This is a genomic window from Bacillus sp. YKCMOAS1, assembly GCF_030268125.1.
Classification (GTDB): Bacteria; Bacillota; Bacilli; order Bacillales; family Bacillaceae; genus Bacillus; species Bacillus safensis.
The window spans coordinates 460,529-483,730 of sequence record NZ_BSEI01000002.1 but is presented as its reverse complement, the minus strand read 5'-3'; the positions used below and the strand labels follow the sequence as shown (position 1 = coordinate 483,730).

At 42.7% G+C, this 23,202-nt stretch carries 28 protein-coding genes; 2 read left to right on the top strand and 26 right to left on the bottom strand.

Annotation, left to right across the window (positions count from 1 at the left end; all coding sequences use genetic code 11):
- Positions 1-6: 6 nt before the first annotated feature.
- The 25 genes from recN to QSJ46_RS07200 form a co-directional block, all read right to left on the bottom strand.
- Positions 7-1,740, bottom strand: a complete 1,734-nt coding sequence (gene recN, locus QSJ46_RS07320) for a DNA repair protein RecN (protein WP_107163375.1) — start codon at positions 1,738-1,740, stop codon at positions 7-9.
- Between the two features lie 33 nt (positions 1,741-1,773).
- The gene (gene ahrC / locus QSJ46_RS07315) at positions 1,774-2,223 is read right to left on the bottom strand and encodes a transcriptional regulator AhrC/ArgR (protein WP_024422938.1); all 450 of its coding nucleotides are present in this window, start codon (positions 2,221-2,223) and stop codon (positions 1,774-1,776) included.
- A gap of 369 nt (positions 2,224-2,592) precedes the next feature.
- Positions 2,593-3,447: a TlyA family RNA methyltransferase gene (locus QSJ46_RS07310; protein ID WP_212040004.1), complete on the bottom strand. Its 855-nt coding sequence runs from the start codon at positions 3,445-3,447 to the stop codon at positions 2,593-2,595.
- The gene (gene dxs, locus QSJ46_RS07305) at positions 3,444-5,345 is read right to left on the bottom strand and encodes a 1-deoxy-D-xylulose-5-phosphate synthase (RefSeq protein ID WP_047202274.1); all 1,902 of its coding nucleotides are present in this window, start codon (positions 5,343-5,345) and stop codon (positions 3,444-3,446) included. Before dxs ends, QSJ46_RS07310 begins: the two co-directional genes overlap by 4 nt.
- A 150-nt stretch (positions 5,346-5,495) precedes the next feature.
- Positions 5,496-6,392 (bottom strand): polyprenyl synthetase family protein, encoded by an 897-nt coding sequence (locus QSJ46_RS07300; protein WP_181286116.1) that lies wholly within the window; start codon positions 6,390-6,392, stop codon positions 5,496-5,498.
- Positions 6,376-6,636, bottom strand: coding sequence for an exodeoxyribonuclease VII small subunit (locus tag QSJ46_RS07295; protein ID WP_039179863.1), 261 nt, complete (start codon positions 6,634-6,636; stop codon positions 6,376-6,378). Before QSJ46_RS07295 ends, QSJ46_RS07300 begins: the two co-directional genes overlap by 17 nt.
- A complete protein-coding gene (gene xseA / locus QSJ46_RS07290) occupies positions 6,633-7,979 on the bottom strand; it encodes an exodeoxyribonuclease VII large subunit (protein ID WP_041086139.1) in 1,347 nt (448 codons plus the stop codon). The genes QSJ46_RS07295 and xseA overlap by 4 nt, the downstream gene beginning before the upstream one ends.
- A gap of 70 nt (positions 7,980-8,049) precedes the next feature.
- Positions 8,050-8,901 carry a bifunctional methylenetetrahydrofolate dehydrogenase/methenyltetrahydrofolate cyclohydrolase FolD gene (folD, locus tag QSJ46_RS07285; protein WP_039179869.1) on the bottom strand — a complete coding sequence of 284 codons (852 nt, stop codon included), beginning with the start codon at positions 8,899-8,901 and terminating at the stop codon, positions 8,050-8,052.
- 11 nt (positions 8,902-8,912) lie between these two features.
- Positions 8,913-9,308 carry a transcription antitermination factor NusB gene (gene nusB, locus QSJ46_RS07280; RefSeq protein WP_012010530.1) on the bottom strand — a complete coding sequence of 132 codons (396 nt, stop codon included), beginning with the start codon at positions 9,306-9,308 and terminating at the stop codon, positions 8,913-8,915.
- A gap of 210 nt (positions 9,309-9,518) precedes the next feature.
- Positions 9,519-9,926 carry an Asp23/Gls24 family envelope stress response protein gene (locus tag QSJ46_RS07275; RefSeq protein ID WP_034280262.1) on the bottom strand — a complete coding sequence of 136 codons (408 nt, stop codon included), beginning with the start codon at positions 9,924-9,926 and terminating at the stop codon, positions 9,519-9,521.
- Positions 9,927-9,951: 25 nt separating this feature from the next.
- Complete coding sequence (gene accC, locus QSJ46_RS07270; RefSeq protein ID WP_285604519.1) at positions 9,952-11,301, bottom strand: acetyl-CoA carboxylase biotin carboxylase subunit; 1,350 nt, start codon at positions 11,299-11,301, stop codon at positions 9,952-9,954.
- 11 nt (positions 11,302-11,312) lie between these two features.
- Positions 11,313-11,795, bottom strand: a complete 483-nt coding sequence (gene accB, locus QSJ46_RS07265) for an acetyl-CoA carboxylase biotin carboxyl carrier protein (protein ID WP_039179875.1) — start codon at positions 11,793-11,795, stop codon at positions 11,313-11,315.
- A gap of 195 nt (positions 11,796-11,990) precedes the next feature.
- Entirely contained in the window at positions 11,991-12,623 is a 633-nt protein-coding gene (locus QSJ46_RS07260; RefSeq protein ID WP_024428006.1) for a SpoIIIAH-like family protein, read from the bottom strand.
- Complete coding sequence (gene spoIIIAG, locus QSJ46_RS07255) at positions 12,623-13,294, bottom strand: stage III sporulation protein AG (RefSeq protein WP_039179881.1); 672 nt, start codon at positions 13,292-13,294, stop codon at positions 12,623-12,625. The genes QSJ46_RS07260 and spoIIIAG overlap by 1 nt, the downstream gene beginning before the upstream one ends.
- Entirely contained in the window at positions 13,287-13,919 is a 633-nt protein-coding gene (gene spoIIIAF, locus QSJ46_RS07250; RefSeq protein ID WP_285604518.1) for a stage III sporulation protein AF, read from the bottom strand. Before spoIIIAF ends, spoIIIAG begins: the two co-directional genes overlap by 8 nt.
- A gap of 14 nt (positions 13,920-13,933) precedes the next feature.
- A complete protein-coding gene (spoIIIAE, locus tag QSJ46_RS07245) occupies positions 13,934-15,127 on the bottom strand; it encodes a stage III sporulation protein AE (protein WP_047202277.1) in 1,194 nt (397 codons plus the stop codon).
- Positions 15,128-15,146: 19 nt separating this feature from the next.
- A complete protein-coding gene (gene spoIIIAD / locus QSJ46_RS07240) occupies positions 15,147-15,560 on the bottom strand; it encodes a stage III sporulation protein AD (RefSeq protein ID WP_087978339.1) in 414 nt (137 codons plus the stop codon).
- On the bottom strand, positions 15,557-15,763 hold the full coding sequence (gene spoIIIAC, locus QSJ46_RS07235; RefSeq protein WP_003153142.1) for a stage III sporulation protein AC: 207 nt from the start codon (positions 15,761-15,763) through the stop codon (positions 15,557-15,559). Before spoIIIAC ends, spoIIIAD begins: the two co-directional genes overlap by 4 nt.
- 19 nt (positions 15,764-15,782) lie before the next feature.
- Entirely contained in the window at positions 15,783-16,298 is a 516-nt protein-coding gene (spoIIIAB, locus tag QSJ46_RS07230) for a stage III sporulation protein SpoIIIAB (protein WP_285604517.1), read from the bottom strand.
- Positions 16,292-17,215 carry a stage III sporulation protein AA gene (gene spoIIIAA, locus QSJ46_RS07225; protein ID WP_047202278.1) on the bottom strand — a complete coding sequence of 308 codons (924 nt, stop codon included), beginning with the start codon at positions 17,213-17,215 and terminating at the stop codon, positions 16,292-16,294. The genes spoIIIAB and spoIIIAA overlap by 7 nt, the downstream gene beginning before the upstream one ends.
- A gap of 66 nt (positions 17,216-17,281) precedes the next feature.
- A complete protein-coding gene (locus QSJ46_RS07220) occupies positions 17,282-17,563 on the bottom strand; it encodes a YqhV family protein (RefSeq protein WP_024422953.1) in 282 nt (93 codons plus the stop codon).
- A 328-nt stretch (positions 17,564-17,891) separates the two neighbouring features.
- Positions 17,892-18,449 carry an elongation factor P gene (efp, locus tag QSJ46_RS07215; RefSeq protein WP_024422954.1) on the bottom strand — a complete coding sequence of 186 codons (558 nt, stop codon included), beginning with the start codon at positions 18,447-18,449 and terminating at the stop codon, positions 17,892-17,894.
- Between the two features lie 25 nt (positions 18,450-18,474).
- Positions 18,475-19,536: a M24 family metallopeptidase gene (locus QSJ46_RS07210; protein WP_039179897.1), complete on the bottom strand. Its 1,062-nt coding sequence runs from the start codon at positions 19,534-19,536 to the stop codon at positions 18,475-18,477.
- Complete coding sequence (aroQ, locus tag QSJ46_RS07205; protein ID WP_034280247.1) at positions 19,533-19,976, bottom strand: type II 3-dehydroquinate dehydratase; 444 nt, start codon at positions 19,974-19,976, stop codon at positions 19,533-19,535. Before aroQ ends, QSJ46_RS07210 begins: the two co-directional genes overlap by 4 nt.
- 108 nt (positions 19,977-20,084) lie before the next feature.
- Positions 20,085-20,612 carry a YqhR family membrane protein gene (locus tag QSJ46_RS07200; RefSeq protein ID WP_047202279.1) on the bottom strand — a complete coding sequence of 176 codons (528 nt, stop codon included), beginning with the start codon at positions 20,610-20,612 and terminating at the stop codon, positions 20,085-20,087.
- 223 nt (positions 20,613-20,835) lie between these two features.
- Here QSJ46_RS07200 and QSJ46_RS07195 point away from each other — a divergent pair, with 223 nt between their 5' ends.
- Together QSJ46_RS07195 and QSJ46_RS07190 are read left to right on the top strand one after the other, a co-directional pair.
- Positions 20,836-21,792 (top strand): DUF1385 domain-containing protein, encoded by a 957-nt coding sequence (locus QSJ46_RS07195; protein ID WP_047202280.1) that lies wholly within the window; start codon positions 20,836-20,838, stop codon positions 21,790-21,792.
- A 38-nt stretch (positions 21,793-21,830) separates the two neighbouring features.
- The gene (locus QSJ46_RS07190) at positions 21,831-22,226 is read left to right on the top strand and encodes an SA1362 family protein (RefSeq protein ID WP_039179905.1); all 396 of its coding nucleotides are present in this window, start codon (positions 21,831-21,833) and stop codon (positions 22,224-22,226) included.
- Here QSJ46_RS07190 and QSJ46_RS07185 read toward each other — a convergent pair.
- Positions 22,223-23,098: a patatin-like phospholipase family protein gene (locus tag QSJ46_RS07185; protein WP_047202281.1), complete on the bottom strand. Its 876-nt coding sequence runs from the start codon at positions 23,096-23,098 to the stop codon at positions 22,223-22,225. The genes QSJ46_RS07190 and QSJ46_RS07185 overlap by 4 nt on opposite strands.
- Positions 23,099-23,202: the final 104 nt, after the last annotated feature.

Genomic DNA, 23,202 nt, shown 5'->3' with positions numbered 1-23,202 from the left:
ATTCAGCTACCCTGTTGTTTTGACATCATTTGCTTGGTGCAATAGTTCTTTTGCATGCTGTTTTGTCAGCTCAGTCACTTCCACACCGGCAATCATCCGGCCAATTTCACTCACTTTTTCTTCATGACTTAATGGTTTGACACTCGTCAGTGTTCTGCCCGCTTTCGAGCGTTTCGAAATGAAGAGATGTGTGTCAGCCATTGCAGCTACTTGAGGCAGATGTGTAATGCAGAGCACTTGTGATCCAGACGCTACTTTGTAAATTTTTTCAGCAATGGCTTGTGCGACTCTGCCGCTCACGCCTGTATCAACTTCATCGAAAATAATGGATGTGACGTCTTGTTTGGCTGAGAAAATACTCTTCACAGCGAGCATGACACGTGAAATTTCTCCACCTGAGGCTACTTTCGATAAAGATTTCATCGGTTCGCCTGTATTTGTAGAAATGACAAATTGTGCTTGGTCGATTCCATTTTTCCCGAGCTGGACAGGTTTTCCGTCTAATAGCGGACAATCGGTGCTGCCAAAAGGCGCATATCGAATAGAAAAAGCTGTATCAAATGATGACTTCTCCATATACAAATCCTTGAGCTCCGTTTGAATTTGCTTCGCTAGCTTTTTGGCCCATTTTTTACGCAGCTCCGAAACGTTAAGTGCTTCCAGCAGGGCATCACGGCTCATCGCATCCAGTTTATTTTTGAGCGTCTGCAGATGGCTGTCTCGATTTTGAATTTGATCGATTTCTTCTTCAATCTTCGCCGCATACTCCAAAATTTCCTCAACGGTTGTGCCGTATTTTCGTTTTAACTGCTTCATTTCATTCAGCCTGGATTCAATAAAATCAAGACGAGCCGGATCGAATTCTAATTGATCCAGCATGCTTCGCATTTGGAAAGTTGAATCCTCTAATAAGTAGTAGGAATTCGATACTTGTTCAGATAGCTTTTTCAAATCATCATTGATCTCAGACACTTGCTCAAGCTCGCTTGAGGACATGCCGACCCAATCTAGTCCTCCTTGCTCATTACGCAAAGCGTTATACGCGTTTTGGAGTGAGGAATAGATTTTCTCGTAGTTGCTGATTTGATGACGCTCTTCCTGAAGCCGCTCATCTTCTCCCGGCTCTAACTGCGCTGCCTCAATCTCCTCTAGCTGAAATTGCAGTAAATCTAAGCGGTGCACCATTTCCTGCTCATTCTCGGACAACTGTCTTAGCTTTTGAGCCGTCTTCATATATTGATCATATGCTTCTTGATACTGCAAGAGTGCTGGTGCAATTTCTTCTGCTCCAAATTGATCGAGCAAATGCAGATGATTTTCATCTTCCATAAGCAGCTGGTTATCGTGCTGACCATGTATATCAAGCAAAAGCCGTCCTACTTCACGTAAAAGTGAGATGGTGACAAGCTTTCCATTAATCCGGCAAATGCTTTTCCCGCTGTTGTTAATATCACGGCGGAGGATCATCATTTCATCTGATGCGTCAATTCCCTGCTCTTCGCATAGAGCAAATACAGGATGATCGGCTGGTACAAGAAAAAGCCCTTCCAGCTCTGCTTTTTTTTCACCGTATCGGACAAATTCAGAGGACCCTCTTCCTCCCACGAGAAGTGAGACAGCATCAATCATGATGGATTTTCCGGCACCTGTTTCCCCTGTTAGGACTGTGAGTCCTTTTTCAAATGAAACCGTTAACTCTTCAATGATTGCAAAGTTTTTAATGGTTAGTTCTGCTAACACTCATTTGACACCTCTTTTAGTAAACCTGATTCTTTATAGAAGCTCTAAAATTTTGCTCGAAACTGTCTCTGTATCATCTGGAGTGCGGCAAATGATTAAAATGGTATCATCTCCGCAAATCGTTCCCATAATTTCTTCCCAATCTAAATTATCCATTAAAGCACCGATCGCCTGAGCATTACCCGGCATTGTTTTCAGAACAATTAAATGACTGGCAGCATCCATTTTGATAAATGCATCCATTAGGGATCGCTTCAGCTTTGACAGCGGGTTAAACCGCTGATCCGCAGGAAGACTGTATTTATATGTTCCATTATTCGTCGGAACTTTCACTAAATGTAATTCTTTAATATCTCTAGAAACGGTCGCTTGTGTGATGTTATATCCATCGGCTTTCAAAATATCGACCAATTCATCTTGTGTTTCAATTTCTTGGCTTGCAATGATTTCTCTAATTTTAATATGCCTTTGACCTTTATTCATATTTGACCCCCCTAGGCGTTTTATTCTCAGTTTGTCTTTACGTTCTATGTTATATGATGCACACTTCAAAAAACAAGCATTACGTGAGATCCAGCCGATTCTCGTCTTTTGACCATGTAAAAAGGAATAATAGCGAGCTATTATTCCTTTCAGCGTGTAGACAAACCCTCGCATTCGGTGTCAGTCCTGCGCGCTGGTGCTCACGAATGTCAAATTCGCTCCGCTCCAGTGCTCGAACTTCCTAGACTTCAAAGGTTTTCTATCACGCTGAAAAGAAGACAAAGGGCTAAAATAAAGATCATTTTAACCCTTTGTCAACAATCTGAAAAGGAATAATAGCGAGCTATTATTCCTTTTGTATCAATCATCTCATGTGTCAGCCGGCTCAGGGCTGTTTTTCTTTTCTTTCAATACGGAATGGGCTTCCTTCACGACTTTCTCAAGTTCTGAAACCGGAAGCGCCGTATTCTCCTCTTGATCAGGATGAAGCACTAAATGAAGCAGAAATTCGATATTTCCGTCTCCACCAGTGATAGGCGAAAATGAAACATCCTTTACATCATAGCCTTCTTTAGCAGCAAATTGATTCATTGCTTCTAGTACACCGAGGTGGACAGACGGCTCGCGCACGATGCCTTTTTTCCCAACAAGCTCTCTGCCCGCTTCAAATTGAGGCTTGACGAGTGCAATACAGTCACCACCCGGAACAAGAATATGCTTTAAAGCTGGCAGAATGAGCTTAAGTGAAATAAAAGATACATCAATTGAAGCCACTTCTGGCAATCCTTCAGTAAAATCAGCTGGGACGGAATGGCGGAAATTGGTGCGCTCCATGACGATCACCCTGTCATCCTGCCTTAATTTCCACGCAAGCTGATTGTAGCCAACGTCTACAGCATATGATTTGATCGCTCCATTTTGAAGAGCACAATCCGTAAATCCGCCTGTAGATGAGCCAATATCAATCAGCAATTTCCCTTCAACTGTCAGATCAAATTCTTTGAGCGCTTTTTCGAGCTTTAACCCGCCGCGGCTTACGTATTTGAGAGGATTCCCCTTCACTGTGAGCGGAGTATCACGAGCAATTTTCTCTCCTGGTTTATCCAAACGGTTTTCATTTGAGTAAACGATTCCTGCCATGATGGCACGCTTTGCTTTCTCTCTTGTTTCCATTAGTCCTTGTTCGACTAATAAAACGTCAAGTCGTTCTTTCTTTGATGTCATGATCCAATTCCTTTTCTTGGTGCTGCGGGAAGCAGGTCACGTAAAGTTTTAGCAACCTGTGCTTTCGTCAGACCAATTTCTTCAAGCAGGGCATCAACACTTCCATGCTCAATAAATTGATCTGGGATACCCATACGTTCTACTTTAATATGTGATGCTTTCTTGTCGTGTACATATTCTAATACACTGCTACCAAATCCTCCTTGGAGCACAGCTTCTTCAAGCGTTAAAATCGGAATCCCTTCAGAAAGAATGTCATTTAGCATCGCTTCATCAAGAGGCTTAATAAACCGGGCGTTGACGACACGTATTGATTTTCCTTCTTTTTGAAGTTCCTCAGCTGCTTGTAGCGCCATTTTAATCGTCGTACCGAATGTTAAGATGACGGCATCCTTCCCTGGACGAAGAACCTCCCAAGACCCAATCGGAATGGTTTTCAGCTGTTCATCCATTTTCACGCCAAGACCATTTCCGCGCGGGAAACGCATGGCAATAGGACCGTCATCATACTGAATGGCTGTATTGACCATGTGCTGACCTTCATTTTCATCCTTCGGCATCATGAGCACCATATTCGGCATATGACGCATGAAGGCAATATCAAACACACCTTGATGCGTTTCTCCATCTGCACCGACAAGACCCGCACGGTCAATCCCGATAAATACATTGAGGTTCTGGCGGCAAATATCATGCAGCACTTGATCATAAGCTCTTTGCAGGAACGTTGAATAAATCGCTAAAAATGGCTTCATATCCTGCGTCGCAAGCCCAGCTGCCATTGTGGCTGCATGCTGCTCAGCAATTCCTACATCAAACATTCGCTCTGGAAATTCCTTTGCAAAGCCTTCAAGTTTTGAGCCAACAGGCATCGCAGGCGTGATGGCCACAATTCGCTCATCTTTCCGCGCAAGCTTTCTGACTGTTTCACTGACAAGACCACTCCATGACGGGGCAGCTGCTGCTGGCTTTACAAAATCACCTGTATCAATTTTGTATGGACCTGTGCCGTGCCAAGTCCCAATTTTATCGGATTCTGCCGGCTGATAGCCTTTTCCTTTTTTCGTGATGACATGCAGCAAGACAGGACCTTTTGTTTTCTTTGCATATTCAAGGTTTTCAAAAAGATCTTCATAAGAATGTCCATCGACAGGACCTAAGTAAGTGAATCCCATTTCCTCAAAGAACATGCCAGACACAAGTAAATACTTGAGGCTGTCTTTAATACGCTCTGCTGTGGCAGCAAGCTTTCCGCCTACAGCTGGAATCCGCTTGAATAAATATTCGAGCTCGTCCTTTACCCATTGGTATTTGCCTGCTGTGCGCAGTCTGCCAAGCATTGTGTGAATCGCACCGACGTTTGGTGCAATACTCATTTCATTATCGTTTAAGATGACGATCATATCTTTCTTTTCATCACCGATATGATTCAGAGCTTCAAGCGCCATACCTCCGGTTAATGCACCATCTCCGATAATCGGCAAGATATATTCATCTGTTCCTTTAATATCACGCGCCGCCGCCATACCCATCGCGCCAGATAATGACGTTGAGCTGTGGCCTGTTTCCCAAACATCATGCTCGCTTTCGTTTCGTTTAGGAAAACCGCAAAGTCCTTTATATTGACGAAGTGTATCAAACTCCGCCCCTCTTCCAGTTAACAACTTGTGAACGTAAGACTGATGTCCAACATCCCAAAGGAACTTGTCTTTCGGGCTGTCGAATACTTTATGAAGGGCAACCGTAAGTTCAACGACACCCAGGTTCGGACCGATATGCCCGCCAGAGTTAGCCAAGGACTCAATTAAAAACATGCGAATGTCAGCACTAAGCTCCTCTAATTCTGCTATTGACATTCCTTTTAGAAACGTTGGATTTTTTATTGATAAAAGATCCAATCAGGATCAACTCGCTTTCAACAAAATTTCTATCTACATATATAATGCCTTATTCCTACGAAAACCAAGCAGGAATAAGAGTTGTCTCATCATGATAAACTGTTTACAGTTTACCACAATTGCTCGAAGACCCTCAAATCTAGGCTGTTTTTAATGATCTCTTGAGGCGATCAGATCACATAACTCATGCAGCAATTGCTGCTCTAATTCAAGATTTGAGACAATTTCTTTTGCACGTGTGATGTGCTCATGCAGTTTTTCTTTTGCTCCTGAAAGCGTTAATAAAGAAGGATATGTCGACTTTTCATTCGCCGTATCAGAGCCGATACGTTTTCCTATTTTTTCTTCGCTTCCTTCGAGATCTAAAATGTCATCACGGATTTGAAAAGCAATGCCAATATGATAGCTGAATTCTCTTAGTTTTTCGATTTCGTCATCTGATGCACCTGCCAGCATTGCACCTGCTGTGACGCTGAATGTGAGAAGTTTTCCTGTTTTCCGGGCGTGAATGGATTCTAGTTCTGCAAGAGGGACTTGTTTTTGCTCTGCTTCCATGTCATCAAATTGCCCGCCAACCATGCCTAGCGCACCTGCTGACTTCACAAGTTCATCTACGATTTTGAGTTTTTGGTCAGGAGAGACGCTGCTAGATAGCTGAGATGTAATCAGACGGAAGCTTTCTGTTAAAAGAGCATCGCCAGCGAGAACCGCTGTTGCTTCCCCGTATACTTTATGGTTGGTCGGCTTTCCTCTGCGAAGGTCATCATCGTCCATGCAAGGAAGGTCGTCGTGTATCAATGAATACGTATGAATCATCTCTACAGCACAGCCAACCGGTATGCCATCTTCTTCTTTTTTGCCGTAGGCATGTAATAAAGCAAGAACGAGAACAGGACGAATTCTTTTCCCTCCAGCTTTAAGAGAGTAAAGCATCGAAGATTTTAGGTCTTCAGGAATCTTCAATTCCTGAACATATGTAAATAAATAATCTTCAATGGCCTGTTTTCGTGTTGTTAAAAAATCCTGCAAATTACTTTTCACCAGCATCTGCCTCCTTCACTGAGAAAGGAGCCAGCTCACCGTCCTCTTTTAAAATGAAATCCATCTGCTTTTCAACGTGCTGTAATTTTTCATGACAAAGCTTTGAAAGTGTCATGCCTTCTTGAAAATAATGAATAGCTTGCTCAAGTGGTACATCTCCTTCTTCGAGCTTCCCAACGATCTCCTCAAGACCTTTCATCGCTTCTTCAAATGTCATTTGTTCTTCTTTTTGTTTATTTGATTCTGTCATGATGATTGTCCCTCCTTCTCAATAACCTCACAAATCAGACGTCCATCCTTCATGGTGATAGCCAGCTGATCCTTCGTATCGACTTGGTTCACACTTTTAATCAGTTCATCGTCTTTATAGGCTAAACTGTAGCCTCTTTCCATCACCTGAAGTGGATTTAATGCATTTAGTTTACCAAGAACAGATTGGAACTGCGAATGAATTGTTTTCATTTGCACATTCATGCTTCGGATGAGCTGTTCTGTTTCATTGGCATGGCGTTTTTTCGCTTGAAGCAGCTGTTCTTTTGGATGAAGCGGCTTCAACCTGTATGTCTGGCGGTCTAGTTGACTGCGTTTTTGTTCAATTTGTCTCGTCAGCTGTTTTTGAAAACGGTCAAATACCAAATCGAATTGCTGCTCTTTTTGCTCCTGCAATCGTTTTGGAAAACGGAAAGCATAAGAGGATTGCAGCGCCACAAGACGGTCTTTCGCTTGTGATGTTCGATTCTTCACGGCCCTTGTCAGCCGAATGTCGATGGATTTGATTCGTTCTATTAAATCGGCTGTGCTTGGAACAGCGAGCTCGGCTGCTCCTGTTGGTGTGGGTGCTCTCATGTCTGCAGTAAAATCACTGATTGTAAAATCCGTTTCGTGCCCTACTGCAGAAATGATTGGAATGTCTGATGCGAAGATCGCTCTTGCGACAGCTTCTTCATTAAAGGCCCAAAGTTCTTCGATCGAACCGCCTCCTCTTCCGACAATCAAGACATCACAAAGCTGTTTTTCATTTGCTTCCTTGATCCTCTCTACGATTGAACGCGTGGCATTTTCACCTTGGACAAGCGCCGGAAGCACAATGATTTTCGCCTGCTGATAACGCCGGTTAATCGTTGTAATGACATCCCTGACAGCCGCTCCTGTTGGGGATGTAATGACACCAACAACCTCTGGATATTCAGGAATTGGTTTTTTATAGCGCGCATCAAATAAGCCTTCACTTGCCAGCTTTTTCTTCAGCTCTTCATAAGCGAGATGAAGAGCACCAACACCATCAGGCTGCATTTCTTTTGCATATAATTGATAGTTGCCGCTTGGTTCATATACTTGAATTCCGCCGCGTACAAACACTTTCATTCCGCTTTTTGGTGAAAAAGGCAGCTTTGCTGCGGAACGCTGGAACATGACAGCTTGCATGCGTGCGTTTTCGTCTTTTAAGGTGAAGTACACATGACCTCTTGAATGAATCTTCACATTGGATAACTCACCTTTGATCCAAATATCTTCTAAATGCGGATCAACATCAAATTTTCTTTTTATGTATTTTGTAAGGGCTGTGACCGTCACAAAGGCTTTTTCACTCATGACGTATTCCTCCTCTTCAAAAACGCACATTCATCCACCGGCAGCATGCAGGTGGATGAATGGATAAAGCTTATGCTAATGTACGTTTTGCTGATTTAACCGTATTGTGTGCAAGCATCGTAATCGTCATTGGACCGACTCCGCCAGGGACTGGTGTGATGTAAGAAGCTTTTTCTTTTGCTCCTTCAAAATCAACATCCCCAACAAGCTTCCCAGTATCCAAACGATTGACTCCTACATCGATGACAATTGCGCCTTCTTTGATTTGGTCAGCTTTAATAAAATTTGCTCGACCGACGGCAACAACTAAAATGTCCGCTTTTAACGTGTGTTCTGAAATATTTGCCGTTCTTGAATGACAGTAAGTAACCGTTGCGTTTTCATTTAACAGCAATTGTCCAACTGGTTTGCCGACAATATTGCTGCGGCCCACAACAACCACTTCTTTTCCAGAAAGATCGACACCCGTTTTGTTCAATAATTCAACAATACCTGCTGGTGTACAAGGAAGGAATGTATCTTCCCCAAGCAGCATTTTCCCGATATTTAATGGATGGAAACCATCTACATCTTTCTCAGGTGAAATACGTTCAATAACGGCTTTTTCAGAAATGTGTTTAGGCAGTGGAAGTTGAACAAGAATCCCGTGGAATTGATCGTTCGCATTGTACTGATCAATCAGCTGAAGCAATTCTTCTTCTGTTAAAGAAGCATCTAAATGATCAAGCTGGAAATGCATGCCCATTGCTTCTGCTGCTTTTTTCTTCCCGCGTACGTAAGAAAGTGAAGCCGGATCATCACCGATTAGAATAACGGCAAGACCAGGTGTGACTCCTTTTTGTTTTAGCTCTTCTACTTCTTTTGCTAATTGTTCACGCTTTTCTTTTGCTGTTTCTTTCCCATCGATGATTGTTGCTGTCATGTCGAATCCTCCTATTGCTGCTTTAGGTCGTTTTTAATGTTCGAAAGTACACCATTTACAAATTTCGGTGCTTTATCATCGCCGAATAATTTGGCAAGTTCAATCGCTTCATTCATTGAGACACTAACTGGGATGTCTTCTTGATACACCATCTCGTACACAGACAGCCTTAAAATGGCTCTGTCTACGTTTGCAATACGATCGAGTTTCCAATTCACTAGATGCTGTGAGATCATGTCATCAAGCTTGTCCTTTTGTTCAAGCACACCGAAAACCAGTTCCTCGAAAAAAGGATCTGATTCTTGTTCATCCAGCGCATGTGTAATGGCCTCTTTCGGATCAATATTGCTCACATCAATTTGAAATAATGTTTGTAACGCCTTTTCTCTTGCAGTTCTTCTTTTCATTATTTACTCCTTTAACCACTTTATCCGCTTGTCGTTAAGCCATACAGAGATCATAACATATTTTGACCGTGGTCGCACCAAGATCCATGCGAGCTTTGACGAAAAACGAATCAATCAACACGTGACGTTATCAATATTCGGAAATCACCCAAAAATGGGCTTTAAAAAACCAAAGAGGCAATGCCTCCTTGGTTTCACTTGAACCCTTCTTTACATTTCTTGATCTACTTCAGCCTCAGGTGCTTTTGTATCAAATTGAATGCCAACGACATGAATGTTAATTTCATTAATCGTTAAGGCAGTCATGTTTAAAAGGGTTTGACGGATATTTTCTTGTACAGCAGTGGATACCTTTGGAATGGATAGGCCAAATTCAACCACACAATACACATCGATTGTGATGCCTTCATCAGAGACATCTACTTTTACACCTTTACGGTGATTTTTCTTACCAAAGCGTTCTGCTACATCAGCAGCGAAATTGCCGCGCATTTCGGCAATGCCTTCGACTTCTGAAGCGGCGATCCCAGCAATGACTTCAATCACTTCTGGTGCAATTTGCACTTTTCCCAATTGATCTTCATCAAGGTTCATTTCAAGCAAATTGTTTTCTGACACGATCATTCACCTCCGAAAGCTGTGATTATTTCATGATTTGGTATGTTTCTAAAAACTTCGTATTAAAATTACCACTCACAAATGTTTCATGCTCGAGCAATCTAAGGTGGAATGGAATCGTTGTATAGACTCCTTCAATGACGAATTCTTGAAGCGCACGTTTCATTTTCGCAATCGCTTCTTCTCTCGTCTTACCATATGTGATCACTTTTGCAATCATGCTGTCATAATATGGCGGAATCACATAGCCCGGATAAGCGGCAGAATCAACACGTACTCCTAAACCGCCTGGCGGAAGATACATTTTAATTTCACCAGCAGAAGGCATGAAGTTTTTCTCTGGGTTCTCTGCATTGATACGGCATTCGATCGCCCAGCCTTCATATACAACATTCTCTTGTGTAAGAGAAAGCTTCTCACCTGATGCAACCTTGATCTGTTCTTTGATCAAGTCTACACCTGTGACCATTTCTGTCACAGGATGCTCTACTTGAATACGAGTATTCATTTCCATGAAGTAGAACTTCTCTTCATTATAATCATAAATGAATTCGACTGTTCCAGCACCTGTGTATTCAACAGCTTCTGCTGCTTTTACGGCTGCTTCACCCATTTGCTCACGGATGTCTGCATTCAGTGCTGGTGATGGCGTTTCTTCAAGAAGCTTTTGCATTCTTCTTTGGATCGAGCAGTCACGCTCTCCTAAATGAATCGTATTGCCATGCTGATCTGCAAGCACTTGGATTTCCACATGTCTAAAGTCTTCAATGAACTTTTCTAAATAGACACCAGGGTTCCCAAAGTTTTGTGCCGCTTCCTGCTGCGTGATGGTGACTCCGTTAATAAGTTCTTCTTCTGTACGAGCCACACGGATTCCTTTACCGCCTCCGCCTGCAGTTGCTTTAATAATGACAGGATACCCAATACTAGCTGCTGTTGAAACAGCATCATCAAGATCTTTTACAATTCCTTGAGAACCAGGAACGATCGGGACGCCTGCACTCTTCATTGTTTCTCGCGCGACATCTTTCGTTCCCATTTTGGAAATCGCTGACGCGGTTGGTCCAACAAAGATCACATTACATTCCTCGCAAAGCTCTGCAAAGTCTGCATTTTCTGCTAAAAAGCCGTATCCTGGATGGATCGCATCTGTTCCTGTTAATTTTGCTACGCTGACGATATTCGTGACATTTAAATAACTATCTTTAGAAGCAGTTGGTCCGATGCAATATGCTTCATCAGCCATTTGTACATGCAGCGCATCGCGATCCGCTTCAGAAAATACCGCAACAGTTTCAATTCCAAGCTCTTTACAAGCGCGGATAATTCTAACTGCGATTTCTCCTCTGTTTGCAATTAATAGCTTTTTAATCATGATCGTACTCCTTACTCTGCTTTCACTAGAAAGAGGGGTTGTCCGAATTCTACAAGCTGACCGTTTTCAGCTAATACTTCGACGATTTCACCTTTTACTTCTGCTTCGATTTCATTAAACAGTTTCATCGCTTCAACGATACATACAACTGAATTTTCCTTCACCTTAGAACCTGTTGTCACGTATGGATCTGCTTCTGGTGAAGATGAAGCATAAAATGTGCCAACCATTGGGGATGTAATTTTATGCAGATTTTCAGACGCAGTTGCCTCTTGTGCAGGGGCTTCAGTCTGAGCTGGAGCTTGTGCTGTAGGAGCTTGTTGAGCTGGAGCTGCTTGGACAGGAGCCACTGGTGCTTGTGCCGCAACTTGCTGAACGACTTCTTTATTTTTCTTCAGTTTGATTTTCGCACCTTCGTTTTCGTACGTAAATTCGTCGATTGTAGAGTCGTCAATTAATTTGATCAGTTCATGAATTTCTTCAATTTTTAACATGGATTTGCACCCCTATGTATGGATTTATCTTTTTATTATAGGCTAGTACTAAAAGTACGTACTATACCCATCTTACAGGAGGATTTCAATGAATTCAACTACTATTGTGGCGAAGCGTCTCGCGTAAGCACCTTGGAGAGGGCGTCAAGCCGCATCAAAAAACGCCCTTTTCGGCAAAGGGCGCCAGTTCATTTTTTATTGATTAGTGGGCTCAAAAGTGACAGCTACGTTATCAAGACCTCTCATTTCTTTTGTGACCATATCAATAATATCGGCCGCTTGAGACTTTGATTTTTTATCAGAACGAACCGTGATGCTCACTTTATCTCCTTCAGCACTTACGAGCGCATCTTTATAGCCTTTTGTTTTGATCAAGGTCTCGAGCTGACGCTCAGTTCCTTCTGCTTCACTAAGCGCTGTCATTTGATCGTATGCTTCACTTTTTTCTTGTGCCGTTGCATCGTCACTTGAGACGATTTCGTTGTATTCTTCGCGCTGCTTGCTTCGTTTATCTTCAAGCTCTAGTCTGTATGTTGTAAAAAGCTCATCGTCTGTTTGCTCTGACACAGCTTTCCCTTCTTCACCGCTTGTTTCGATATCCTCCTGTTTGCCGTTTGTTTCTTTGTCAGTGGATTTCTTATCAGCGCCTTTTTCCATTCCTTTGTCCGTTCCTTTTTCTGTTTCAACCTTTTTCTCTTCAGTCCCTTTTGATTTCGTATCTTCTACTGTCACTGCATTTTCACCCTGTGGAGACATGATATAGTACACACTTAATACGACAACTAAACTTAGCATCGTTAATAGCCAAACCGTTTGTTTTTTTAACATCATTCCGAATCCTCCTTGATTTTTTTAGGGGCAACAGCCACTCTATGGCTCGGTACATCAAGCACTCGTGTAACCGCTTCAATGATGGTTTTCTTTATTTGAACGTTGTCTACTCCTTGAGCAACAACGAGGACACCTCTGATTTCTGGCTTTTTCGTTTGAACAACGACTGGTGTTTCTTCATTGCCATTTTTGATGATGACGACTTCTTCTTCTTTTGTTTGATCAGTGACACTTCGTACACCGCCTTCTTTATCTGTTTCCTCGGTCGTTGTACTTTTATTGGATTTGTTTTTTTCAAACACTTTTAAAGACGTTGCATCTACATTGACCACAATGGATACATCCTCAACGCCGATGATGGTCTCTAAAATTTCTTTCAGCTGGTTTTCGTATTCTTGCTCCACGTCCTCAATTGAATTCTTTGGTTTACCTGAGGATGCCGGTTTGAATACTTCCTGCTCTTCTGAGGATGTTTTTTTAGCAGCAGGAACCGCAGCTTGTTGTTTGCTTGATGGCGGTGACAAGATCTGACTGACTAACATGAAAGATACGCCGATAATGAATACAAGCAGCAAGTAATGGTGCTTCGTTAATTTGGGTTTCCCTTCACCTTTTTCAGGCGGTTGGAAGAAGGATTTCAGCTTTTGTTTCCAGTCCTTGTTATTCATGATCTGCTGCGTCACCTCCCTCAATGTTCAGCGCGATGTGCTCAGGACTCGTATTCCAAACATTAGCCAGCGTCTCTTTCACACTCGTGATCTCTTTGCTAGAAGATTCAGCGCTTTCCTCCTTTTGCCTGGAGAGATCAATGTCCACCTTTGCCACCGTTTCTACAGCATCACCTGTGAGCGGGGAAAGAACTGCTTTGATGCGAAATTGATCCGCCTCCATATTCTGATCCAGATGCTCCTCATCAGCCAGCACTTCTACGTGTTTCATTTCATAGCTCTCCTTCTCCAGTGGCTCCTTTGCGCTTTTTTCTAGTTGGACAGCCATTTGCTTTAAAATATATGCACGCTGAGAGGCTTGTATTTCTTTTTTTTCTAAATTCATCTGATTTTTTATTTCTTCTGACTGCGCTTCTTCCTTCCCTTTCATCAATTCTGCAAAAATTTGGTCAGGATCTGCTCGAAATAAAGCAAAAATCGGATTGAGCATCACCACGATGAGCAGCAGACTGACGACCATTTTTGCATACTTTTGCATGCTCGAATTGGGAAGCAGAAGATCAATGACAATCGCAAATAAGATAAAGAGAATAATACTTGTGATCCATTCCGTGAGAAAGCTCAACAGGTTTCCCCTCCTTACTTCATCATCATGGTCAGATTACCCGCAGTAATGATGACGGTAATGCTTAAAAAGAACATGAGCGACACAACAGCAAGTGCGGCAAATATATACAGCACACTTTTTGAAATGACATCAAGACAGCTGATGATGGGTCCGCCCCCTAACGGCTGAAGGATCGCAGCCGCAAGCTTATATATAAGGGCTAACGAAAGTACTTTAATCGCCGGGAAGGCGGCAATTGAAATCAAAATGGCGACCCCAACTAGTCCAACTGTATTTTTAAGTAAAACAGAGGCGCTGATCACGGTATCCGTCGCATCTGTGAACATTCTGCCTAGAACAGGGATGAAGTTACCGGTAATGAATTTGGCTGTACGAAGAGCGATTCCATCAGTAACCGCTGCAGATGCACCCTGAACGGAAATGACGCCGAGAAAAACAGTTAAAAAAACGGCAAGCCCGCCAATTGCCACATTTCTTAACAGCTGCGCAAGTTGGGTGACCTTGTATTGTTCGGTCAGCGTACTGATAATACTTAATATTGCTGATAAAAAGATGAGCGGGAGAACAACATACTGAATGAAAACACCGCTCGTGTTCATTAAAAATAAAATAACGGGATGAAAGAATCCAGCTGAGACAAGTCCGCCTGATGAAGCAATAAGCGCTAGTAAAAGAGGAATAAGAGCAAGAATAAAACTGGTCATCGTTTGAATGGCTTCTGTGGCATAAGAAATCGCCACATGAAAGCTGTTGAGTGCAATAATAATCAGCACCATATAAACAAGAGCATATGCGACTTTGCTGACGGTGCTTTGTTCAAAGGCATTTTGCAAAAGTTGCAAAAGCGAACAAAAGATGGTGAGTAAAATGAGAGTACCTAGGAGCTTTCCGTTTGCAATGACCTCGTGAAATAGATAATGCACAAAGGCTTTCAGCCATGTTTGGGGAGACAGCTCTTTATCACCGTCAATCATTTCCTTCACTGTGCCCTTTTGGCTTTCTGGCAAAAAGCCGCCATACTCGTCCAAAATGGTTTCCCAAAAGTCACTGATGGAATGAAGCTCAAGTGCATCAGCCTGTCCATTCGCCACTTCCTCTGCTGCTGGCTGTTCATTAGATAAAGGTTCTTTTTCTTCTGCCTCTGCATGCGGAGCAATCAGCCAAAAGAAAAGCATTAATCCCATTACAGCGGTCACCCGTTTCATTATCATCACCTCTTTTCATTTACGTCATGGACGGGATCATCCCTAAAATCGTCTCAATGATAACTGTTAAAATCGGGACTGCCATAACCAAGATGAGAATCTTACCGCCTAGCTCTATTTTTGATGCAATGGCGCCTTGCCCAGCATCTTTCGTCAGCTGAGCGCCAAATTCCGCAATATAAGCAATACCAATGATCTTCAATATGGTTTCAACATACTTCATATTGACGCCGGCACTTGCTGCAATTTTTTCAATCATTGAGATAATGGCATAGATTTGATCAATTAAATAAAGGAAAATCACACATCCAGTAAAAACGACAAGCATAAAGGCGAAGGTTGGCTTCTGTTCTTTGACGATTAATGCTAAAAAAGTAGCGATTAAACCAAGTCCAACAATTTGTATGATTTCGATTTGTAAGCCCTCCCCTATCCTTGAAATAGAAATACGGCTTTAATCTTTTTAAACAAATCGTCTACAATGGTTGCCACCATAAACAAAATGTAGATAAACCCAAGCAGCGTCACCCACTGAGCGTACTCTTTCTTCCCCATTTGGTCTAAAATCGTATGGAGAAAGGCCACGACGATGCCTACTCCGGCAATTTGAAAAATGACGTTTACATCAACGCCCATGCTCTCGACTCCCTTCCTCTCACATCAATAAAAGAATCAGTAACAATCCGCTTAAAAATCCAAGGCTTCTGACCATTTTTTCATTTTTCGCTTGGGCGATTTCTGCTTCTTTCTCCTCTGATTCCAAATGGCCTAAAGCAAGCTTGATATACTTTTGCTGAGATGTGACATCATGCTGGCCAAGTGTTTCCCCAAAGTGTTTCAATGCCTCATATTCGCCTTTTTTCAATACGGTTTTTTTCCAAACATCCTCAAGACTTTCGATCCATGCATGACGTGCAGAAAAAGTCCCCACCTTCAGCTTTTCTGCAAATTGTTCAAACAGCTGATTCACAGGAGGACCTACCTGCGCTGCAATTTGCTCTGCCGCCCGCGCTAAAGGGGTTTGGCCATACATAATTTCAGCTTCAAGAGACTGGAGAGCAAACCGTAGCTGCCGAATTTGTTTAGGTCTGTCGCTATATCGTTTGGCAAACTCGAATCCTCCCCAAGTCGTGGCCGCAACAATAAAAATAGCGCCAATGAGCTTTAACATACGTCCACTCCCCGCCTCCATTTCATCTCTTGTCCGTCCCCGCCGTACATCCGCCCGATCGTACCCGGTCCATTGTTTCGATTTAATTCAACATATCGTTCAAACACACGAAGCTCCCATAACGGCTTAAATGAAGGACGTTTATATACATCTTCAAGTGAATAGCCATGAGCTGAGACGATGATGTTGACTCCGGCATGAATCGCTTCTAAAAGTGCCTCGACATCCTCGCTTTTTCCGATTTCATCGACAATCATGACCTCTGGGCTCATTGACCGAATCATCATCATCAACCCTTCAGCCTTTGGACACGCATCGAGTACATCAATCCGGTGGCCAAAATGGTGCTGCGGCACCCCTCTTATACAACCGGCGATTTCAGAACGCTCATCAATAATGCCTGTTTTTCTAGGAGGGATTGTCTTTGTGCCTGTACTAGCAAGACGTGCTATATCCCGGAGCAATGTGGTTTTCCCCGTTTGCGGGGGACCGATGATCAGTGTATTGTGCCAATGCTCTTCATATAAATAAGGAAGAAAGGGAAGCGCAATCCCGATTTTTTCTTTTGCAATGCGGATATTAAATGAAGAGATATCTCTTAGCCCTTTGACAAATCCGTTTTCAACGATCACCTTTCCTGCAAGTCCTACCCGGTGTCCGCCAGATATGGTGATATAGCCCTGTTTTAGCTCTTCCTCAAGTGTGTACATGCTGTAATTGCTCAGCCTGCCTAATAGCTGAGACGCATCTTCCCAGGTTGTGTGATAAGAAAGAAAACGTGCTTTTCCTCCTTGCATCAGTTCAATAGGACGTTCCGTGCGAATGCGGATTTCTTCTATTTGCGCCCATTCTGCCTCTTTCAGCAGTCTGAGTTCTTGTCCAATCGAGTGCGGGAGAATATCCAACAAACTCCGCAACGAATTCCCCTCCTTTTTTTCTTCTCTAAAATGTATGATGTGAGCCGTTAATTATGCCAAGCCGTTTCACTTATAGATCCCAACAAGAATAAACACGACACCAATGAAAATGAACACGAGCTTTGCATAGGATAGCTGCCCTGCAATTTGATAGATTCCAATCGTCATCGTGATAATAAAAATGAGTGGCCCAATGATCGCCAATATACTATTGATGACCACCGCTTTCCGTACATCATTTGTGATTAAAATGAGGATGGCTGCCGTCAGTTCAATGGCAGCGGATAAGAACCTCATGCCTGCCATTGCAGCGACCGACGGGTGTAGACCTGGGAGAAATTGTTTCATATAGAACCTCCAGCTTTTTTTACACTATATGCTTGACCATTTGGAAGTAGTCTTGTTTTTCAGGAAGGAAGAGAGATGAATGAGAGAATTGAGAGAGGGCCAGTCTTGAGGAGTCATTTTTCAATAAAAAAAGACTGTAAACACGAGGTTTACAGTCTCAGCGTGTAGACAAACCCTCGCATTCGGTGTCAGGTCTGCGCGCTGGTGCTCACGAATAACAAATTCGCTCCGCGCCAGTGCTCACCCTTCCTAGACTGCAAAGGTTTTCTATCACGCTGAAAAGAAGACAAAGGCTGTAAACACGAGGTTTACAGCCTTTTTTCGTTCATTACGCTCTTGAAACGTATGAGCCGTCTGATGTATTAATCACTAGTTTATCTCCTTGGTTCACAAAGAAAGGAACGTTGACGATTAAACCAGTTTCAGTTTTTGCAGGTTTTGATCCGCCTGATGTTGTGTCACCTTTAATACCAGGCTCTGTTTCTACTACTTCTAGTTCTACTGTGTTTGGAAGTTCTACTCCAAGTGTTTCAGCACCGTACATCACGATTTGAACAGACATATTTTCAAGCAAATATTTCAGCTCATCTTTAATTTGTGCTTCACTTAGTTCAAGCTGCTCATAAGAACTTGTATCCATGAAGACATGCTGATCGCCATTAGCATACAAGTATTGCATTGTTTTTGTTTCGATTTGTGCTTTCGCTACTTTTTCACCTGCGCGGAATGTTTTTTCTTGAATGGCACCAGTACGCAGGTTACGCAGTTTCGAACGAACAAACGCTGCGCCTTTCCCTGGTTTTACGTGCTGGAAATCCACTACTCGCCAAATACCGCCGTCCACTTCAATTGTCAGGCCAGTACGAAAATCGTTTACTGAAATCATTTTGTCATCCTCCTACATTTCACCATCATAATATGATAAGTTCTTTCGGTGAGTGGGTCAATCGTTTATTGCCGTCAGCTGTCAGGACAATATCATCCTCAATTCTCACGCCGCCGACATCTGGCAAGTAAATCCCCGGCTCAACTGTGACGACCATTCCCTCTTCTAAAACGACCTCTGATCGTGAGGAAAGGCCTGGCGCTTCATGTACTTCCATACCTAGGCCGTGCCCGGTTGAATGCCCGAAGTATTGACCATAGCCGTACTTTTCAATGATGTCTCGTGTGATGCGATCAGCTTCTTTTCCTGTTAAGCCTGGCTTGATTCTATCCACACCAGCGTTTTCTGCTTCTAATACGATATGATAAATTTCCTTTAGCTTGTCGCTTGGTGTTCCGACAGCAATCGTTCTTGTCATATCAGAACAATAGCCTTTATAGTAAGCACCGAAATCGAGTGTCACTAAATCACCAGATTCAATTACCTTTTCACTCGCTCTTCCGTGCGGCAGGCTTGAACGAACACCAGAAGCAACAATCATATCGAATGAAGATCCTTCAGCACCTTCTTTTCTCATGAAAAATTCAAGCTCGTTCATGACAGCAATTTCCGTCAGGCCCGGCTTGATGTAAGTGAGAATATGATCAAAGGCGTGATCTGCAATCTTCGCAGCTTCCTCTAATATCTTAATCTCTTCACTAGACTTAATCAAGCGCAACTTTTCAACTGATTCAGAGACTGGAACAAGCTCTATCTCACCTGCTTTGGCTGCGTACTGCTGATACGTGGCAAATGTCATATGGTTTTGTTCAAACCCAAGGCGTTTTACTCCAAATTCCTTCGCCGTTTGGGCAGCCGTTTCCACAATGTTTCCTTTATGTTCAATGATGTCATAACCTTTGACTTGATCCTTCGCTTGCTCTGTATAGCGGAAGTCCGTGATAAAAGCTGCTCGGTCCTTTGACACAACTGCAAGGCCGGCAGATCCGGTAAAGCTGGTCATGTACTGTAAATTAAAGCTGCTCGTAATGACAAGGCCATCGATCTCTAATTCGCTTAAAAGTGTTCTTAGTTTTTCAAGTTTCATGATACTGCTCCCCCTTCACTGACTAAATAACGAATCGCCAATTTATACCCTTCTAAGCCAAGTCCAACGATTTGCCCTTGGCATACTGGAGCAAGTACAGAATGATGGCGGAATTCCTCTCTCTTATGAACATTTGAGATATGTACTTCAATGACAGATAAAGAAATACTTGCAATGGCATCTCTCAGCGCATAGCTGTAGTGGGTAAATGCACCCGGGTTAAACACGACTCCATCGTACTGATCTTCTGCTTCGTGGAGCGCATCAATCAAATCTCCTTCGTGATTCGATTGAAAGAACGTTAATTGAATGTTTGCTCGTTCTGCAAACTGGAACAAATCTGTCTCTAAATCTGTCAGCGTCTTACTTCCATAAACAGCAGGCTCTCTTTTGCCAAGCCTATTTAAATTGGGTCCATTCAGTACAAGAAAATGAGGCATATGACCACTCCTTCACCCTAATTCAATCTATATTGAGATCTGTTTCTTTTTCCTTAGAAACCTTTCGTTTCCAAAAATATTTTATCATATGAATAGGTGATTTACACTTTATTCTGTCTTTTTCCCGAGTGCCCTCGCAAGCTTTTGACTCGTCAATTCATTATATTCAAACGAAATGCTGTACCCGACAAACATTCCATATAAAATATATAGGCAAAATGTCGTAACAATGGTGCTTTGCTGCAAGTCTTGTACTTGCTTTACATCTGGGAAAATGGGATTAAATACGTAAAAAACAAGCAGCCATAAAAGCCCGCCATAAACTAGACCCATCCAAAAGCCTTTGATCCTTTTTAAAAGCCCATAATAAATAAAGGCGGCTCCAATCGATAAAATTCCTAACAGCATAATACTTATAAAAGTACCAAGTCCTCCCTTTTTCCACTCTCCAAGCACAAATGGCTGAAGCAGCATGTTAGGACTCACCTCTGAAAAATGGAACACATGGGTCAGAAACCCGATAAAGCCCCAAAAAACACCGCCTACAAAGCCTGTAGCAGCTGCTCTTGCCACAAGTGATGTCGTTTGCACGGACTGATTTTTTTCTTCTTGGTTTTTCTTTTCATCACGTTTCATTTGTGAACACCTCCAGCAAGTAGTATGTCCAAAATGTCATGAAAAAAAAGGATTTCCATGCGTGAGTGTAAAATTTTTAAAACAGGGTATACTGGCTAAAAAGAGGTAGATAGAATTCTAGTAGATAATCGACCTGTGCGCTAGTGATTTCCCCTCATTTCCTGTACAATAAAGGTATAAGGAAATGCATGTAAATTACAGGAAACAGGCAGGTTGATGAAATATGTCCAATCAAACAAATCCTCCAGCTTATGGAGGGCAGGCAGTTGTCGAAGGTGTCATGTTCGGAGGTAAGAAGAACTATGTGACAGCGATTCGGCGAAAGGACCAGTCCATTGAGTTTTTGAAGCTTCCCCGGACCTCCAATAAACGAACCGCCTTTCTCAAGAAAATCCCCTTTGTCAGGGGTGTTGCTGCACTTGTTGAAGCAAGCGCAAACGGCAGTAAGCACTTAAACTTCTCCAGTGAGCGATATGACTTAGATCCTTCTGAAGATCATACTCTTGAAAAAGAACAAAAAGGCTCAAAATTATCCATGATTTTCGGCATTGCTGTGATCGGAGTTCTCTCTCTTCTCTTTAGTAAATTTGTCTTTACCCTGGTACCTGTCTTTTTAGCAGAGCTTGTGCGTCCCATCTTTTCAGGGAATTTCGCACAAATCGCAGTGGAAACATTCTTTAAATTGGTCCTTTTATTAGGCTATATTTACTTTATTTCCATGACCCCTTTAATTAAAAGAGTATTTCAATATCATGGGGCAGAACATAAAGTCATAAACTGCTATGAACAGAACCTTGACATCACAGTGGAAAATGTCCAAAAGCAATCCCGTCTGCATTATCGATGCGGCAGCAGCTTTATTTTATTCACTGTCATTGTTGGAATGTTCGTCTATTTACTCGTACCGACAGATCCTTTATGGGTGAGAGTTCTGAACCGCTTGGCGCTCATTCCGGTTGTTCTGGGCATTTCATTTGAAGTGCTTCAGCTCACGAACAAACTCCGAGAAGTGCCTGTACTTAAAGTGCTTGGCTATCCTGGCCTTTGGCTGCAATTGCTTACAACAAAAGAACCTTCTGACGATCAAGTCGAGGTAGCCATTGCAAGTTTTAATGAACTTCTTCGTTTAGAGGAAGCATCTCTAAAACAAGCGTCAGATTCTGCTCATCAAGTGATCTAACTTATAAATCCGGTAAATTCCTTCGGAGGTGGACAGTTATGAATCGCCGAGTACATCCTGCTTTTACCATTATTTTCGCTTTAGGTGTTTTGGGATTTGTGTACTTACTCACAACGAACCCAGGCAGACTTTTTACAATGCTGCTGTCTGTTGTGATCATTGGAGCGGCCCTATTTTTCCTATTTAGATGGCTGATGAATCGAAGAACTGGAACAGAAGGCAATCTTTATCGCAAAGCAGTCAAACAATCAAAACGTCGCTACCAGCAGCCTAAACCAAAAACGAAAAGCCAGATGAAAAATCGGGTCACTCATTTGCGAAGCGTGCCGACTGACCACAAGTCTAAGCCCGTCCTTCTCAAAAAGAAAAGCCAAACACATTTGACTGTGATTGAAGGCAAGAAAAACAAAAAGAAGAATCGCGCCTTATTTTAAAATGTCCAGCTTTTTAAAAATTGCTCGGCCTTCTGTCTGCCTAGATCGACGAGCGCCTTTTTCTTTTCTGTCATGAGTTGAAAATCAGTGGCAATGACGTGTTCTACAGGAATAAAAATAATATGACGTTCGTGTTTTGTGGCGATATGTCTTTCGTCATGAGCACCACGCATCGTTTCAAAAAGAGCGCCAAACAGTTCAAACGCATTGCGGATGGAGTGTTGTGGGCGTTCTTTTTCGTTTGGCGTTAATGTGACACCGACGAACGGTCTTTTTTTCTCTTCAGCAAACAGCCAAATTGGAAAATTGCTAAGCACTCCTCCATCTACAATGGTACAAATGCCTTTTGAAGACTTCAGTTTGACAGGTTCGAAAAAATACGGCAGGCTGCAGCTCATTCGAATGGCCCTCGCCACGGAAAACCGCTCTGGATTTAAGCCATATGAAGGAAGGTCGTCTGGCAGTACGAGGATTTTTCCATTCGTTAAATCGGACGCAACAATTTTCAGCGAATCTTTTTTGAGGTCTCCAAACACGGTGACCCCTTTTCGTTTTAGCACATCAGTCAGCCATTTTTCCAGCCGATCTCCTTTATAAAGACCAAGACGCCAGTAAATGGATACCCACCTAAGCATTTTGAACGGGATGAATTGACATCTTCTATCAAGCAATTGATGCTCATCCATTTCATCTAAAAGCTCCCGAATTTCCTGGCTTGTAAAACCTGCTGCGATGAGTGAAGCAATGATTGCTCCAGCACTTGTACCAGCAAGACGGACAAATTGAAATCCTCTCGCTTCAAGCGCTTCATAGGCACCAGCAAGCGCTGCCCCCTTAATGCCTCCACCTGAGAACACACCATCTATCTTCATCAAGGAGCCCCCTTTGATTTCACGCTAATAATAGTGTAGGAGCATTTGCTTTCAATTAGAACTTTAATCAAAAAGGACACCCATGCTAAGGGTGTCCTTTTTGA